11 protein-coding genes and 4 tRNA genes are annotated in these 17,132 nt (G+C 44.3%); 12 read left to right on the top strand and 3 right to left on the bottom strand.

The window, feature by feature from the left end; all coding sequences use genetic code 11:
* Positions 1-117 precede the first annotated feature (117 nt).
* Positions 118-885 (top strand): elongation factor P, encoded by a 768-nt coding sequence (locus tag R7Q48_RS07045; protein WP_017635724.1) that lies wholly within the window; start codon positions 118-120, stop codon positions 883-885.
* Here the strand turns inward: R7Q48_RS07045 and R7Q48_RS07040 are convergent.
* Positions 882-3,245 carry a DNA polymerase II gene (locus R7Q48_RS07040; RefSeq protein ID WP_256902915.1) on the bottom strand — a complete coding sequence of 788 codons (2,364 nt, stop codon included), beginning with the start codon at positions 3,243-3,245 and terminating at the stop codon, positions 882-884. The two genes, R7Q48_RS07045 and R7Q48_RS07040, sit on opposite strands and share 4 nt — an antisense overlap.
* Positions 3,246-3,672: 427 nt before the next feature.
* Here R7Q48_RS07040 and uvrY point away from each other — a divergent pair, with 427 nt between their 5' ends.
* The 10 genes from uvrY to nspC all read left to right on the top strand — a co-directional run bounded on the left by uvrY (position 3,673) and on the right by nspC (position 13,931).
* Complete coding sequence (gene uvrY, locus R7Q48_RS07035; RefSeq protein ID WP_005386783.1) at positions 3,673-4,317, top strand: UvrY/SirA/GacA family response regulator transcription factor; 645 nt, start codon at positions 3,673-3,675, stop codon at positions 4,315-4,317.
* 1 nt (position 4,318) lies between these two features.
* Positions 4,319-6,151: an excinuclease ABC subunit UvrC gene (uvrC, locus tag R7Q48_RS07030; protein ID WP_025998705.1), complete on the top strand. Its 1,833-nt coding sequence runs from the start codon at positions 4,319-4,321 to the stop codon at positions 6,149-6,151.
* Positions 6,152-6,197: 46 nt separating this feature from the next.
* The gene (pgsA, locus tag R7Q48_RS07025) at positions 6,198-6,755 is read left to right on the top strand and encodes a CDP-diacylglycerol--glycerol-3-phosphate 3-phosphatidyltransferase (RefSeq protein ID WP_005394805.1); all 558 of its coding nucleotides are present in this window, start codon (positions 6,198-6,200) and stop codon (positions 6,753-6,755) included.
* Between the two features lie 463 nt (positions 6,756-7,218).
* A tRNA-Cys gene (locus tag R7Q48_RS07020) sits at positions 7,219-7,292 on the top strand.
* A 36-nt stretch (positions 7,293-7,328) separates the two neighbouring features.
* Positions 7,329-7,404 (top strand) — tRNA-Gly (locus R7Q48_RS07015).
* Between the two features lie 77 nt (positions 7,405-7,481).
* Positions 7,482-7,568 (top strand) — tRNA-Leu (locus tag R7Q48_RS07010).
* Positions 7,569-7,581: 13 nt separating this feature from the next.
* A tRNA-Gly gene (locus R7Q48_RS07005) sits at positions 7,582-7,657 on the top strand.
* Positions 7,658-8,554: 897 nt separating this feature from the next.
* The gene (locus tag R7Q48_RS07000; RefSeq protein WP_256902914.1) at positions 8,555-11,431 is read left to right on the top strand and encodes a pyridoxal phosphate-dependent class III aminotransferase; all 2,877 of its coding nucleotides are present in this window, start codon (positions 8,555-8,557) and stop codon (positions 11,429-11,431) included.
* An 18-nt stretch (positions 11,432-11,449) separates the two neighbouring features.
* On the top strand, positions 11,450-12,694 hold the full coding sequence (locus tag R7Q48_RS06995) for a carboxynorspermidine synthase (RefSeq protein WP_012841628.1): 1,245 nt from the start codon (positions 11,450-11,452) through the stop codon (positions 12,692-12,694).
* A gap of 103 nt (positions 12,695-12,797) precedes the next feature.
* A complete protein-coding gene (nspC, locus tag R7Q48_RS06990) occupies positions 12,798-13,931 on the top strand; it encodes a carboxynorspermidine decarboxylase (protein ID WP_213962751.1) in 1,134 nt (377 codons plus the stop codon).
* A gap of 77 nt (positions 13,932-14,008) precedes the next feature.
* On the opposite strand, the gene R7Q48_RS06985 is transcribed toward nspC, so the two are convergent.
* Both R7Q48_RS06985 and R7Q48_RS06980 read right to left on the bottom strand, forming a co-directional pair.
* Positions 14,009-14,521 (bottom strand): glycine cleavage system protein R, encoded by a 513-nt coding sequence (locus R7Q48_RS06985; RefSeq protein WP_005376814.1) that lies wholly within the window; start codon positions 14,519-14,521, stop codon positions 14,009-14,011.
* 221 nt (positions 14,522-14,742) lie between these two features.
* Positions 14,743-15,645, bottom strand: a complete 903-nt coding sequence (locus R7Q48_RS06980; RefSeq protein WP_005376815.1) for a DUF3943 domain-containing protein — start codon at positions 15,643-15,645, stop codon at positions 14,743-14,745.
* 191 nt (positions 15,646-15,836) lie between these two features.
* On the opposite strand from R7Q48_RS06980, the gene R7Q48_RS06975 reads away from it, so the two are divergent.
* The gene (locus R7Q48_RS06975) at positions 15,837-17,069 is read left to right on the top strand and encodes a CinA family nicotinamide mononucleotide deamidase-related protein (RefSeq protein WP_256902913.1); all 1,233 of its coding nucleotides are present in this window, start codon (positions 15,837-15,839) and stop codon (positions 17,067-17,069) included.
* Positions 17,070-17,132 lie beyond the last annotated feature (63 nt).

The following is a 17,132-nucleotide window of genomic DNA, read 5'->3' as shown; positions in this document are numbered from 1 at the left end:
TTACAGAAATTTGTTGTTACTCCCATGACTAAACACCTGAATGGACTTGATTCGGTGAGTCGGCTAAGAGAACATATAGCCCAACTTCTTGAACCATCTGAGAACACGTTCTAAGTCATGTCTCTGCCTGTTATCGATCCTAAACAACCATTTCAACCAGAGTTTGCGCCTTTAATTAGGGAAGTCACCGCTTGTCTCAAAGGTGGATTGGGGCAAAACTTACACAGCGTTTATGTATACGGTAGTGTTGCTCGTAAAACAGCGATCGTTGGGAAGTCGAACTTAGACCTGGTTGTCGTTACTCAATCATCCTTTGAGCACAATCGCGCGACTTTGCTCAACACAATTAAGTGGCGTGCGCAGCAGAGTTACCCTCACGTTAATGGTGTATCGGTCCGTACAGCCTTAGTGAGTGAAGTGGCTAATTTAGACAGTATTTTCACTTGGGGCTTTATGCTTAAGCATTGCTGTGTCTGTGTTTATGGTGATGATCTAGCAGACTGTTTTGGTGATTACGTCCCAAGTTGGGAAATTGCTAAGCACTGGAATATGGATGTGGAAGATTGGATTACGGTGTATCGCAAAAAAATCGTACAAGCGAAGACGATAGAAGAGCAGGTGGCCGCCCAGCGCGTGATTGCTAAAAAGTTACTAAGAGCGTCATACTCTTTGGTGATGTATCGAGATAAACGTTGGTTTGATGACCCTATACAATGTGGCAAGGTATTCTTAACTTATCATCCTGAAAAGCAGCTTGAGATCGAGCGGCTAGAAATTTTACTTTCTGGCCGGGGGATTCCCAAGCGTTCTGTTATTGGGCTAATTGATGCGTTTGGTGATTGGTTAGTCAAACAGTACCAGAAAACAGAGTTTCGTATCGGCTAAAACAACCCCATTTGTGGCGCTGAAAGCCTGTCAAAGTCCGTCCCAATGAAAGGGAGAATCGCATCCGCAACGGGTTTGAGTTGTTTATCAATGTAATGTTGATAATCAATCGGGCTATTGAGGTACTCATAAGGTTCAGGGCCGTTCACGGTAATAATGTATTCAATTCGCCCTTTGTTTTGATACTGTAATGGGCGGCCAAGCTTGGCATTTATCTCATCCGCTAAACGAGCTGCACGCACTTGTGGCGGGACGTTCTTCTGATACTCATACAGTTTTCTGCGCAGTCGCTTTTGATACACCAACTGTTCATCAAATTCACCGTTATTAGTTTTCTCAACCATCTCTCGGACATAGTCGCTTGGATCTTCACCATGGAAAATCATGCTATAGAGTGTATTTTGAAATTTCTGTGCTAACGAGGTCCAGTCAGTACGGGCACTTTCTAACCCTTTAAATACAATCCGTTCTTGCTCTCCTTCACCGATTAAACCCGCATAGCGCTTTTTCGAGCCAGTTTCTGCGCCACGAATCGTTGGCATAAGGAATCTGCGATAATGGGTTTCATACTCGATTTCCAACATAGATGTTAGGTTGTACTCAGAACGCAGGTGTTTTTGCCACCAAGAGTTGATGTAATCAACTAATTGATTTCCAACAGCGTCAGCTTCTACTTGACTGTATGGTCGATTCAACGACACGAATGTGGAATCCGTATCGCCGTAAATCACTTGATATCCTTGCTCTTCAATCAGCACCTTAGTTTGCTTCATGATTTCATGTCCGCGCATGGTAATACTAGAAGCTAACCGAGTATCAAAGAATCGACATCCCGATGAGCCCAGTACGCCATAAAAGGAGTTCATGATGATTTTGATTGCCTGAGAAAAAGCTTTTTCATTGTTCTTCTTTGCAACATCACGTGCTGCCCAAAGCTTTTCAATCATTTCTGGTAAAAAGTGTTTCGTACGATGGAACTGCCCACCGCGAAAGCCAGGTACAGCCTGATTTTCTTCTTTTCCAATATCGAGCAATAACCCCTCAACTAACCCCATAGGATCAATCAAGAACGAGCGAATAATCGATGGATATAGACTCTTAAAATCCAATACTAAAACAGAATCATATAGGTTAGGGATGGAGTCCATCACGTAACCTCCGGGGCTGGCAATCCAATTTTCAGGGTGTAGGTTTGGGGCAACGTAGCCTGCTCGGTGTATCTGAGGCATGTATAGGTTTGTGAATGCTGCAACCGAACCGCCGACACGATCCAGTTCGACACCAGTGAGACGAGAGCGCTCTATTGCAAAGTCTAGCAGGTGAGTGTGATTGAAAATCTTATTCACTAACACGCAGTCTTGTAAATTATATTTAGCCAGCGATGGTTTGTCGGAGCGGTACATACGATTGATCTCATCCATGCGGTCATGAACGTTATGGATTTCTTTCCCTTCCCCTAAGAGTTCTTGAGATACAGACTCTAATGACCAAGACCGAAAGTGATAAGTCGCCGTTTTTAACGTATCGATACCGTCCATTACAACTCGCCCTGGAATGGAAATAAACCCTTGTTGGCTTTGAGATGAACTTCTGAAAAAGCTGGCTTGGTCTGCTCTACCAAGCATTAGCTTCATGTTGTGCCATTCTGCTCGTTTGTGCAGTAGACGAAAGTCAAAATCAATGACGTTCCAACCGACAATGACATCGGGGTCGAATTGTTTAAACCAAACGATGAGTGCTTCTAGAAGCGCTTTTTCATCCTTAACCCATTGTATCGGTGTCTCCGAAGGTTCTGGTTCTCCGATCATGATAACGCGGGAATCCATGACGCTGTCTAATCCGATTGAGTAAAGAATGCCTTTCTCAGAGCATTCTAGATCTAGCGAGACAACGTTTAACTTCGGCTCATATTGCCCCGCACGGCATTTTGCGCTCTGGACGCGTTGGTAGCCATTGGTGCGAGTCACATTGCCTGTAAACTCGATACTGCCTTTGATAAAACGCTCCATTAGGTAGCGATCGGCGAGGCGAATATCACTTTCATACGTAGTGATATCTTTTTGAGCGAATGTGTCTTTGAGTGCGAGAGCGTCTTTGGTTACATTGGTATAGCAGGCAGCAAGAGGCGTATGTTCAAACGTTTTGAGATCCAAAAGGCGGATGTCGACGAATATGTTTTTTTCTCGTGCGAGTGTCTTTGCTTGCTCTGAGTGTTTCTGAGCGATGAAAAAGACTGGCTTCTCACCATTAATAAGTAACTGAGTAGGACCTGCTTCTGTCGAAAGCCACAGCTCGATTTGAGTTTGACCTTTGATGTCTCGTGCCTGTCGAGTTAGCAGGAAGCCTTGTTGAATATTCAAATGTGAGAAACCTTAGAAAACTTGAAGAACGTTAGTCTAACACTAAGAACTGTGAAAATAACCAGTAAAGAAAGCGTCTCAAATTTTTGCTGGAATTAGTGATTACAAGTTAGTCTTTGGTGCAAGAGGGACAGTGTCATTTTAAGTTATAGCGTGTTTCTCTGGGCAATATGAAACCTAGTTACTTGATTTATTGTACTTAATGTTGTTAATTGTCTTTTCTTAGATTTCGGTTCTGCTCATCACGCTCTAAAATAATAGAGTGGTTTATGAATAAGTTCTTGCTAAAGTTTGCGTTTCAGCACATATTCATAGAAAGCAATTTTTTGTCGATTACGTTAGTATATAGGCAGTCATACTGATATCCACATTTAACAAATAATGGTTATGTGGGTGCAGAACCAATACAAAGTGTGGAGATACAAGTTTGATAAATGTTTTCCTTGTAGATGATCACGAGCTGGTTCGCACAGGGATACGACGTATTATTGAAGACGTCCGTGGAATGAACGTAGCAGGAGAAGCTGACAGCGGTGAAGATGCAGTAAAATGGTGTCGCAGTAATCATGCTGACGTCGTTTTAATGGACATGAACATGCCAGGAATTGGCGGCTTGGAAGCCACTAAAAAAATTCTTCGCGTGAATCCTGATGTGAAAATCATCGTACTTACCGTTCATACAGAAAACCCGTTTCCAACCAAGGTGATGCAGGCAGGTGCGTCTGGTTATTTAACCAAAGGTGCTGGCCCTGACGAAATGGTGAATGCGATTCGTGTAGTTAATAGTGGGCAGCGTTACATCTCGCCAGAGATTGCGCAGCAGATGGCATTGAGTCAATTTTCTCCAGCCTCTGAGAACCCTTTTAAAGACTTATCCGAACGTGAATTGCAGATCATGCTTATGATCACCAAAGGCCAAAAGGTAACGGATATTTCTGAGCAACTTAATTTAAGTCCAAAGACAGTCAACAGCTATCGCTACCGACTCTTTAGTAAATTGGACATTAATGGTGACGTTGAGTTAACTCACTTAGCGATTCGCCACGGAATGCTGGACACCGAGACCCTTTAGCGTGAATCCTCCTTTCGATTCGGCTTCCTTTCTCAAGACAGTAACTCATCAGCCCGGCGTTTACAGAATGTACAACGCCGAAGCTGTTGTAATCTACGTAGGTAAAGCCAAAGACCTTAAAAAGCGCCTTTCAAGCTACTTTCGAAAAAAAGTAGACAGTGAGAAAACTCGCGCGCTTGTCAGTAATATCGCCAAAATAGACGTCACGGTGACTCACACTGAGACAGAAGCGTTGATCTTAGAGCATAACTACATCAAGCAGTATTTGCCGAAATACAATGTGTTGCTGCGAGATGATAAGTCTTACCCTTATATCTTTATTAGCGGTCATAAGCACCCACGGCTTTCTATCCACCGTGGCGCCAAGAAGCGCAAAGGTGAATATTTTGGCCCCTACCCAGATTCTGGTGCAGTAAGAGAAACATTGCATTTGCTGCAAAAGATATTTCCTGTGCGCCAGTGTGAAGACACTGTCTATTCCAACCGAACGCGCCCATGTTTGATGTACCAAATTGGTCGCTGTGCAGGACCATGCGTTAATACCATCATTTCTGATGAAGAATATGCAGAGTTGGTTGGCTTTGTGCGCATGTTTTTGCAAGGCAAAGATCAGCAAGTACTCAAACAGTTGATTGAGAAAATGGAAGTTGCCAGTCAGCAATTGCGCTTTGAAGATGCCGCTAAATTTCGCGATCAAATCCAAGCGATTAGGCGTGTTCAAGAGCAGCAGTACGTCTCAGAAGACAGCATGGATGATATGGATGTACTCGGGTTTGCTCAGGAGAATGGTATCGCGTGTATCCATATCCTGATGATACGCCAAGGCAAAGTGCTTGGTAGCCGTAGCCATTTTCCGAAAATCCCACAAAATACAAGCCAGCAGGAAGTGTTCGATAGTTTTCTGACTCAATACTATTTGAGCCATAACGAAGCACGTACAATTCCTTCTCGTATTATTTTGAATCAAGAGTTGGCAGAAGATATTGCGCCAATACAGAAAGCGTTAAGTGAAGTGGCAGGGCGTAAGGTTCATTTTCATACGTCGCCAACTGGCTCTCGAGCAAGGTATCTCAAGCTTTCGAACACGAATGCACTAACGGCGATTACCACAAAAATCAATCACAAGATGACGATTAATCAGCGTTTTCATGCGCTTCGCGAAACATTGAAGTTGGAGTCTATAGCTCGAATGGAATGTTTTGATATCTCCCATACGATGGGGGAAAGCACGATTGCGTCATGTGTGGTGTTCAACAACGAAGGCCCCGTAAAGCAAGAGTATCGTCGCTACAACATTACTGGGATTACCGGTGGTGATGATTACGCAGCAATGGGACAAGCGTTGGAGCGCCGTTATTCGAAGCAATTGGACGTAGAGAAAATTCCCGACATCATCTTTATCGATGGCGGTAAAGGTCAGTTAAATCGTGCGCATGACATCATTTCGCAATATTGGGGGGATTGGCCAAAGCGTCCCATCATGATTGGTATTGCAAAAGGCGTTACTCGCAAACCAGGTTTAGAAACGCTGATTACAGTCGATGGGGAGGAGTTTCATTTACCAAGCGATGCTCCTGCGCTGCACCTTATCCAACATATTCGTGATGAAAGCCATAACCATGCTATAGCGGGGCACCGTGCTAAGCGAGGTAAAACCAGACGTACGAGTGCACTCGAAGGGATTGAGGGAATCGGCCCTAAACGACGTCAGGCGTTACTCAAGTACATGGGTGGGTTACAAGAACTTAAACGTGCAAGTGTCGAAGAAATCGCCAAAGTACCGGGAATAAGTCACTCTTTAGCAGAAATTATTTTCCAAGCATTGAAACAATAAGGAAAATCGCGCAACATTAAGCCGCAATGTGTAAGAGAATAATAAAATGCGTTTGAATATCCCGAACATTCTGTCTCTTCTTAGACTGTTCCTAATCCCTGTTTTTGTGGTTGTCTTTTATCTACCTTATTCATGGGCACCGTTTGCAGCAGCAATGGTGTTTTGGGTAGCGGGTTTTACTGACTGGCTTGACGGCATGTTGGCCCGTAAACTTGGTCAAACTTCTCGTTTTGGCGCGTTTATTGATCCTGTCGCTGATAAAGTGCTAGTGGCAACGGCATTGATTCTAATCACGGAACATTATCATTCAATTTGGGTGACCATTCCTGCGGTAACGATGATTGCGCGAGAAATCATTATCTCAGCATTGCGAGAATGGATGGCTGAAATCGGTAAGCGAGCAAGTGTTGCGGTATCTTGGGTTGGCAAAGTAAAAACTGTTTCGCAAATGTTCGCCTTATGGGTGTTGATATGGCGTTACGATGAATGGATGGTTTGGCTAGGCTTTGCGGCCTTGTATGTGGCAACTTTCTTGACATATTGGTCAATGATTCAATATTTGGCTGCTGCGAAAGACGATCTGTTGAATGAAGAGCACCATTAAATTCTGATGTTAGAAAGCAGGCTTAATAGCCTGCTTTTTTGTATCTAAGACAATCTACAGCATTTTTTGGCTTCTCTCGCTTTTCAATGCTTGCTAACGGCCATGTTTGCAATTTGTATCTGGGGCTTTTGCTTCGATAGGGTTCTATTTGTGATCTAAGTCTTGTTTTTGTCCTTGGAGAGTCTTAGAGAGGCGAGTCTTCTGATTATTAATACTTCAATGCACGCAACGCACGGCCAGCAGTGTAAGGCGTAGCCAAAGTTTTATGATAAACAAGTGTATTTAAGCGATTTTTAGTATTAAAACTAAGCAATCCATCGTCTTTCGCACAAATTCTAGTCAAACGATTTAAAAAAATAAAAATAGTGTTGACTCGATCGCTCGAATCCGTAGAATGCATCCCGTACCCAAGAGAGCACGGCTCGAAAGGGTGGTGAAAAAGCTTAGCTTTATTCACAAATGAGGCGCCTTGGCAGAGTGGCTATGCAGCGGATTGCAAATCCGTGGACCTCGGTTCGACTCCGGGAGGCGCCTCCATTATTATTTTGAGAGCGAATGGCTTTCGAGAAAAATGCGACACTAGCTCAGTTGGTAGAGCGCAACCTTGCCAAGGTTGAGGTCACGAGTTCGAACCTCGTGTGTCGCTCCAAATTTTATTGATATGGCATTGGCGATATCAGATGGTGTTTTACTTTTCTGTAAAGGCATCACAAAGAATATTTGTGTGCCCTGGTGGTGGAATTGGTAGACACAAGGGATTTAAAATCCCTCGACGTTCGCGTTGTGCCGGTTCAAGTCCGGCCCGGGGCACCATCTCATATTAAATGCGACACTAGCTCAGTTGGTAGAGCGCAACCTTGCCAAGGTTGAGGTCACGAGTTCGAACCTCGTGTGTCGCTCCAGATTTAAGGCCTAACATGAAAATGTTAGGCCTTTTTCGTATTTTTTGAAAATCTCAAACTTCTTTTCTGTCACAGGCTTCGTTAAGTAACGAACCCTTTGTCTCATTGACTCAAGTGATTGCTCATTCTGCCATTGCAAAGCATCTTAGCCATTCCTACTAGCCTATGTTTAAACCATCACTTGTGGAGAATAACCACTCTTAATCCAGGCAAAGCTGTGACGAGAATGCTATCTTTTTAAATGTTCCGGATATAGAAAGGAATGTTTTACGATTAAGCAGTACAACCTTAAACCTCTGTTGGATGAGGTGATGATATCTCAAGAATATTTGTTTAAATAACAGCTGTTTGAGAGAAGCAGAAAAGCATAGCTCATGAATATGAACATGTGAGTTACGATGGGGTATGTTTTGTTGTGATTTACATCACTGCTACTAATATGAAAAATCGTTGCCAGAAGATTTTATTTTGTGATAAATTCGCGCGCAATCTCGGAGCGTAATTAACAACGTTTGATCTCTGGGGGATACGCGTAGTGACCATTCAAGCTGATTGTGACACTGCGTAGGGTAGGTATCGGCAAAGCCTTTTGTCGATAGACGGGATACTAATGCTGTAAACGCGGCATATTAATGGGAAACCCAACATTGAAACCTTTGAATAAACACACACTAATCAGCTTCATACTGCCGAAATGTCCTGTTTTACAAAACGGGTGCATTACAGAACCTTGATTAATCCCTTTTACATATAAAGTCGCGAGTATCGTGGCGGATGATCTGTATTTGTCATTTATGCACTGACAAATGCGGAGGGGTATTCACACCTCCTGTAATTTCATTCTAATGATTATTAATACAGGATACAGAATTATTATAATTCAAGGGATTATGTAGTATGAGCACTGCCTTTGAAGTCGATAGCAATATCGCAAACATTTTTTCGTCTCAGGTTCCTATCGTTGAGGGAACGTATGACTTAACGCCAGATCAGGTATTGATTGATCAGGCTGAGCATGAATCTGAAGTACGTTCTTATCCACGTCGTTTGCCGATCGCAATTAAACAAGCCTTTGGGTGCTTGGTTGAAGATACGCGTGGACAGATCTTTCTAGACTGCCTTGCGGGGGCAGGCACTCTAGCTTTGGGGTATAACCATCCTGAAATAAACCAAGCGCTGAAAGAACAATTAGATTCAGGACTGCCATATCAGACGCTAGATATTGCAACATCAGCAAAAACGACGTTTATTCAATCCGTTAAGTCTTTTCTTCCTCAAGAGTTAAGCGAGAACAGCGTTATCCAATTTTGTGGCCCGTCTGGAGCTGATGCGGTTGAAGCTGCGATCAAGCTAGCGAAACAAACGACAGGTCGTAATACCATGTTTGCTTTCCGTGGTGCATACCACGGTATGACAAACGGTACGATGGGCATGATGGGTAACTTAGGCACCAAAGCTCGTCGAACTGGTTTGATGTCGGATGTGCACTTTATGCCTTTCCCATACAACCTGCGTTGTCCTTTTGGGCTTGGCGGTGATGAAGGTGCTAAAGCAAGTATCCGCTATATCGATCGTCTTTTAAACGATGATGAGTCAGGCATTATGAAGCCTGCCGCGATTATCGTGGAGCCAGTGCAAGGTGAGGGTGGTGTTGTTCCTGCGCCAGCATTCTGGCTACGAGAGTTACGTCGTATTTGTGATGAACACGGTATCTTACTGATCTTCGATGAGATCCAGTGTGGTGTTGGTAAAACTGGCTACAATTTCGCGTTCGAAGAGTCGGGCATTGTTCCAGATATTCTGTGTTTATCAAAAGCAATTGGTGGTGGTTTACCAATGTCGCTATTGGTTATCAACAAGCAACATGATACATGGAAGCCGGGCGAGCACACAGGTACATTTCGTGGTAACCAGCTAGCTATGGTCTCTGGTGCGAAAGCATTAGAAATTATCCAGCGTGATAACCTTGTTGAGCATGCCAATGTTGCGGGTCAGTACCTGCGCTACGGCCTTGAAAGTATTCAAAAGCGTGTGAACTGTATCGCAGAGGTTCGTGGCAAAGGTTTGATGCTAGGCGTGGAGATTAAAACTCCAAACGGTGAGCTCAATAAATTTGGTGAACCTCAAGCGGATAGTGAACTCACACTTTCTATTCAACGCGCAGCACTCGAGCGTGGCTTGATCGTTGAGAAAGGTGGACGCGAAGGCGCAGTAATTCGTTTCCTTCCTCCTCTTATCATCTCGTTTGAGCAAATCGACTTTGCTTTACGTGTATTTGAAGACGCGATTTTAGCCGCTGGCGGTAGTCACATCGAAACTCAGCCACAAGATGAATGGAAGAAGCATTTCATCCACACTGGAGAGATGGGCAGCAATGAATTTGCTTCGGTGATGAATCACACTACTACGGCAATGAAGTCAGTGTTTGAACAAGTGACTGCACCGTATTCAGGTATGGATCCAAAAGCATTGGAAGCAGCGATTCACGACGTTGATCTTGATAATGGAAATGCGCCTCTTAAATCCGTTATCGACGATGCTGCTGATCTGGTCGCGAAAAACGCAATTTTTACTCAACATCCAGATTGTATTGCTCACCTGCATACTCCACCGTTGATGCCAGCGATTGCGGCAGAGGCAATGATTGCGGCTTTGAACCAGTCGATGGACTCATGGGATCAAGCTTCATCAGCGACTTATGTTGAACAGAAAGTTGTGAACTGGCTATGCGATAAATATGAGTTAGGTGAAAAAGCGGACGGTATCTTCACGAGCGGCGGCACGCAAAGTAACCAAATGGGTTTGATGCTTGCGCGAGATTGGATTGCTGACAAACTCAGTGCACACTCAATTCAAAAGCTTGGCCTTCCTGAATACGCAGACAAGCTACGTATTGTATGTTCGAAAAAATCCCACTTCACGGTTCAAAAATCAGCGTCTTGGATGGGATTGGGTGAAAAAGCGGTCATGACCGTCGATGCTAATGCCGATGGAACGATGGATGTCACTAAGTTAGACGAAGTTCTCAATCAGGCCAAAGCAGAAGGTTTGATCCCATTTGCCATTGTTGGTACAGCGGGTACAACGGACCACGGTGCTATTGATGGCTTAGACTTTATCGCCGATATCGCAGCGAAACATGACATGTGGATGCACGTCGACGGTGCATACGGTGGAGCTCTGATTCTAAGTAGCCAAAAAGCGCGTCTGAAAGGTTGTGAGCGTGCACATTCCATCAGCGTAGACTTCCATAAGCTGTTTTACCAAACCATCAGTTGTGGTGCGCTATTGGTAAATGACAAGTCTAACTTTAAATTCCTGCTTCACCATGCAGACTATTTGAACCGCGAACACGACGAACTACCGAACTTGGTGGATAAGTCTATTGCGACAACTAAGCGTTTTGATGCGCTCAAAGTGTTTATGACGATGCAAAGCGTAGGGCCAAAAGCCCTAGGCGATATGTATGATCATTTGCTTGAACAGACGCTTGAAGTGGCGGACATGATTCGAGATAACAAACACTTTGAGTTGTTGGCTGAACCATCACTATCTACGGTTCTGTTCCGCGCGACACATGAATCAGCGGATCTTGATGAACTGAACAAAACGTTGCGCTTAGAAGCGTTAACACGCGGTATCGCGGTATTGGGTGAAACCATTGTCGACGATAAAACTGCATTGAAATTTACGATTTTGAACCCGTGTCTGACGACGGCGGACTTTGAATCTTTGCTCTCAAAAATCAATACGCTAGCGGCAGAGCTAGTTTAACAAAGGTAACGGAAAACTATGGCAATTCTACAGATTGGTGCAGGCGGCGTTGGCTGGGTAGTTGCACATAAAGCAGCACAAAACAACGACGTTCTGGGTGATATCACAATCGCATCACGTACCGTAGGTAAGTGTGAGAAAATCATCGAATCGATTCAGAAGAAAAACAATCTGAAAGATTCAACTAAGAAATTAGAAGCGCGAGCGGTAAACGCGGACGACGTAGATTCTTTAGTTGCTTTAATTAAAGAAGTACAACCTGACTTAGTGATCAACGCAGGTCCTCCTTGGGTGAACATGTCTATTATGGAAGCATGTTACCAAGCTAAAGTGTCATACCTTGATACATCTGTTGCGGTTGATTTGTGCTCTGAAGGCCAACAAGTACCTCAAGCTTACGATTGGCAGTGGGGTTACCGTGAGAAGTTTGAAGAAGCGGGCATTACAGGTATTCTTGGTGCTGGTTTCGATCCGGGCGTAGTATCGGTGTTTGCCGCATACGCAGTGAAGCATCTGTTCGATGAAATCGATACTATCGACGTAATGGATGTAAACGCAGGCGACCACGGTAAGAAGTTCGCAACTAACTTTGATCCAGAAACGAACATGCTTGAGATTCAAGGCGATTCGTTCTACTGGGAAAACGGCGAGTGGAAACAAGTACCTTGTCACTCACGTATGCTTGAGTTTGAATTCCCGAATTGTGGTTCACACAAAGTGTACTCAATGGCGCACGACGAAGTTCGATCTATGCAAGAGTTCATCCCGGCGAAACGCATCGAATTCTGGATGGGCTTTGGTGACCGTTACCTAAACTACTTCAATGTGATGCGCGACATCGGTCTACTCAGCCCAGATCCACTAACGCTTCACGACGGTACGGTTGTTCAACCTTTGCACGTGCTAAAAGCACTACTACCAGATCCAACATCACTCGCGCCAGGCTACACTGGCCTAACGTGTATCGGTACTTGGGTTCAAGGTAAGAAAGATGGTAAAGAGCGCAGTGTATTTATTTACAACAACGCTGATCACGAAGTCGCATACGAAGATGTTGAACACCAAGCTATCTCATACACCACTGGCGTACCAGCGATCACTGCGGCTTTGCAGTTCTTCCGTGGCAAATGGGCAGACAAAGGCGTGTTCAACATGGAGCAGCTAGATCCAGACCCATTCCTAGAAACCATGCCATCTATTGGTCTAGATTGGCATGTTCAAGAACTGGAGCCAGGACAACCTGTTATCCATAAATTGAAGTAAGAATTTAGCGACTCTTATTTGTACGTTTAAGCCGATGCACTTGCGTCGGCTTTGTTCGATTTTATAGTGTCTTTGCTAAGGCGAAGGGACGTAAGGTATCAAAATGCAACAAAACGAACTAAAAACGCCATACTTCATGATCAATGAAGACAAGCTGATTGAGAATCTAGAGAAAGCAAAACAGCTAAAAGACATCTCTGGTGTGAAGCTTGTATTAGCACTGAAGTGCTTCTCAACATGGGGTGTATTCGACATCATCAAGCCTTACCTAGACGGAACAACAAGTTCTGGCCCGTTTGAAGTGAAGCTTGGCTACGAAACGTTCGGTGGTGAGACACACGCATACAGTGTGGGTTACAGCGAAGATGACGTTCGCGATGTGGCGGACATCTGTGACAAGATGATCTTTAACTCTCAGTCACAGCTAGCGGCTTATCGTCATATTGTCGAAGGTAAAGCATCGATTGGCTTGCGCCTAAACCCAGGTGTGAGCTATGCAGGGCAAGACTTAGCAAACCCAGCGCGTCAATTCTCTCGTCTTGGGGTTCAGGCTGATCACATCAAACCGGAAATTTTTGATGGTATTGATGGCGTAATGTTCCACATGAACTGTGAGAACAAAGACGTGGATGCGTTTATCGGCTTACTCGATGCTATTTCAGATCAGTTTGGCGAGTACCTAGATAAGCTGGACTGGGTGAGCATGGGCGGCGGGGTATTCTTCACATGGCCGGGTTATGACATCGAAAAGCTTGGCCTAGCGCTGAAAGCGTTTGCTGAAAAACACGGCGTGCAAATGTACCTAGAACCGGGCGAAGCGATCATTACCAAGACGACTGACCTAGTGGTCACTGTGGTTGATATCGTTGAGAACGTAAAGAAGACGGCGATTGTCGATTCAGCCACAGAAGCTCACCGCTTAGATACGTTGATCTACAATGAGCCAGCGTCAATTCTTGAAGCATCTGAAAATGGTGAACACGAGTATGTGATCGGCTCGTGCTCTTGTTTGGCTGGAGACCAGTTCTGCGTGGCGAACTTCGAACAGCCTCTAGAGATAGGACAGCGTCTGCATATTCTAGATAGTGCCGGTTACACCATGGTGAAACTGAACTGGTTTAACGGTCTACGTATGCCGTCGGTCTACTGTGAACGCTCGAATGGTGACATTCAAAAACTGAATGAATTTGACTACTCTGATTTCAAACGTTCACTGTCTCAGTGGTCAGTGAAATAAAACGTATTGAGTATTAGAACGACAAAGAGCAGCTGAATTGCTGCTCTTTTTATTGGGGAAGCGTTAAAGGTGTGCAGTTAGCTTTCTACAATTACACGAGTGTCTTCACTCAGAGATTCTAACTCATTGGCTATGTCTTCAATTTCTAGCTCGCTAGGCAGTTTTATCGCCATTTTAGCGCTGAATAAGCTAGAGCTTACCCCTCCGCCTCCAGCAATGAATACACGCTGACAATCCATATCTAAAATTGAGATACCTTGATTATCGAGAACGTGAGTAATTTCATTCACAATACCCGCTCTATCGTTGGCATCTAAACGAAGTTGGAAGATAGTGTCTTCACGATATGAATGAGGCTCAGAGTCGACGAACCTAACAACAAGAGTCTGACAAGAAGAGAACGCCTGTTTAACGATGTCGGCATTTTCTCTTGGAAGCTCTACTTTGATGACACCTGCAACTTGGTCTTCGATAAAGTTTACTTTGCTGATCAGCCATTTCCCGCCGTTTTCGTGTGTGATTGCAGCGAGCTCTTTAATCGTGGCGGGTGACGCTTGTCCGACAAAATTAACAATAAATACGGTGTTCATAATGTCCCCTCCTGGAATCAAGGTTTGGACGCAGTACGAATAAACGTGCTACTTAAGTTATTGGAATAAATCCTTTTATTTAGTGTAGGTGCTAAGGGCGGGTAATGTTTGATGAAAGTCAATTTTTAACACTAATTCGTGATGGAAATAATTAAAACAATGTTCAGAGCACAAAAAAGCAGCCATCGTAAGGCTGCTTTTTACCGAGTATCAACTTAGGATTAGAAGGTTACTTTTAACTCGACACCATAAAATTGACTGTCGTAGTTTGCGCCTGCGTCCATGGCGAATTTTGCAACATCTTGGTTTCCAAACCAAGGTGATGAATTGAATTGTAGTTCTGCACTACCGCCCCATGCATCAGTTACCCAATAATGAATATGTCCAACAGGGTTTAAGAAGAAGAGCGAAACATCACCTGCGGTTTCAGAGCCCATAACTTCGCCACCGTTGGCAATAATGTCTTGCTCAGCCGTTAACATCATTTCACCAACAACAGCACCAAAGAACGGTGTGATAAAAATATCCTGCCAAGATGGTACTTCTGCGAACGCCTCTACGCCATACTCCCAAAAGAACGTCGACATAGTTGCGGAGTACAAAAACGACTGAAATTCATTATAGCCAGCGTGACGTGCTGCCGTGTAGTAAACGCCGCCAAAATATGGGTGCATGATGTAGTTGAGGACATGTTCATCGCGATCCCAAACGGGGCCGTCAGAGACATTATCTTTCCACTTTTGCCCCAACTTACTCATGTCTCGGTCTTCTTCGTCCCATTTGGTGATACTTTCTGGAAGAAAAGTCATCATGCCTACGGTCGCGATACTGAGACCTAGAATGGTGTAGGTTTGACCCATCAGATAATCCCAGTCTTTATCTTGAGGGATGATGAGATGTTTAGGCTGAAGCCCTGCGTCAAGGTTTAGCGAATCATCATTATTCTGTTCATACATAACACCGCGATTTTGAGCCTCGAAGGTGTACAGAGTCGTCGTTTCGCAGTAACCTGACAAACAATCAGGTGTGTAAGAAAACTCTGTATGACGGCTTAGGTCATAGTGACTTGCGTGCGCAAGCGCTGACGAAGCCAAGCAAAGGCCTGTTAGAGTCGTCTTGAACATGGATGATTTTGACACAAAGGTCTCCGAGTTAATGGTGTATGTTCGGGCTCGTAATTATCCCTCAAAACATCAATCATTTAAACACTTGACCCTTATTTAGTCCCAACAAACCTCGGCGAGATTTGTCCAAATAAAAAGAAAAATAAGCGCTATAACGAAAATAGGATTGTGCTTACGTTCAGGAGTCAGTTGTGAAAATAGCAATGCTTAGTACTGGTGAGGAAGTCCTCCACGGTGATATTGTTGATACTAATGCGGCATGGTTGTCTAGCCTGTTTTATCAACATGGATTTGGCTTAACAAAGCGCTCAACGGTTGGCGATAGCCTATCGAGTTTGGTTGAAGAGTTTTTAATGCTCAGCTTTAACAACGATGTGGTTATTGTTAATGGTGGTTTAGGCCCTACAACGGATGACATGAGTGCCGCCGCCGCCGCGAGAGCCGCCGATTGTAAACTGGTGCTATTCAAAGAGTGGTTGCAGCATCTAGAAAGTTTGTATGCTCGACGTGGCATCCCTATGCCGGACAGTAATTTAAAGCAAGCAATGCTGCCAGAAACGGCAGAGATATTGGACAACCCGATAGGCACTGCTTGCGGTTTCAAAATGCTGATTAATGATGCCATTTTTTATTTCACACCGGGTGTACCAAGTGAATTTAAGCTCATGGCAGAGACGCAAATTCTTCCCGATCTGAGAAGAGTGTTTCCCGATGTGCAAGGTTCATGTTGTAGCCGAATCTACACGTTTGGTCTGTCTGAATCCGGTATTTCAGATAAGCTAGATCAGCTAAAACTTCCTCAAGGCTATGAGCTAGGGTATCGCTCTTACTTGCCTTTTATTGAAGTGAAACTTTTTGGTCCTTCAGATCAGCTTGAAAAGCGTTTGAAACTCGTACAGATAATTAATAAACACCTTGAGAGTAATACCGTTAGTATTGACTTACCTATGGTTGAAAATGTCGGCCAGTTGTTGGTCGATAAAGGACTAACAGTGTCGACCTCCGAAAAAAGTAGCGGAGGATACTTAACGTACTGGCTAAACGGTGATGAAAACGCTGAAAAGCAACTAGGGCATGGTTGGATACTACCGAGCCTGACTCAAGCGATGGCCAACAGCGGAGATCCATTAGCAGAAACGTTTGCTCTGGCTGGTGCTACACGAGAGAAGTGTGGGACGGATTTATCACTCGTTACTGGCCATATTGAAGAGGGTGTTTTTTCCGTCGCTTTATCGACACCGTCAGGCGAGTGGGGAGCGTTATATAAACTCTCGAAAAAGTATCAGCGCAGTGATCAAGTTAAAGTGATCAGCACGGCAGCACTAGACTTGTTGCGTCGCTACCTAGAACGTAAACCGATGTTTGCGCATTATGCATTTTTAGAGAAAGTTAAAGAGATGCACCTCCCGAGCAGTGCTTTATAACCAAAGCTCTATACAGTAGTCTGAGAGACAAAACACAGAGACAAAAAAGCCAAGGTGATTGCC

It is taken from the genome of Vibrio sp. 378 (assembly GCF_033339435.1).
The sequence above is the reverse complement of the archived record's forward strand: the minus strand, read 5'-3'. Positions and strand labels throughout refer to the sequence as shown.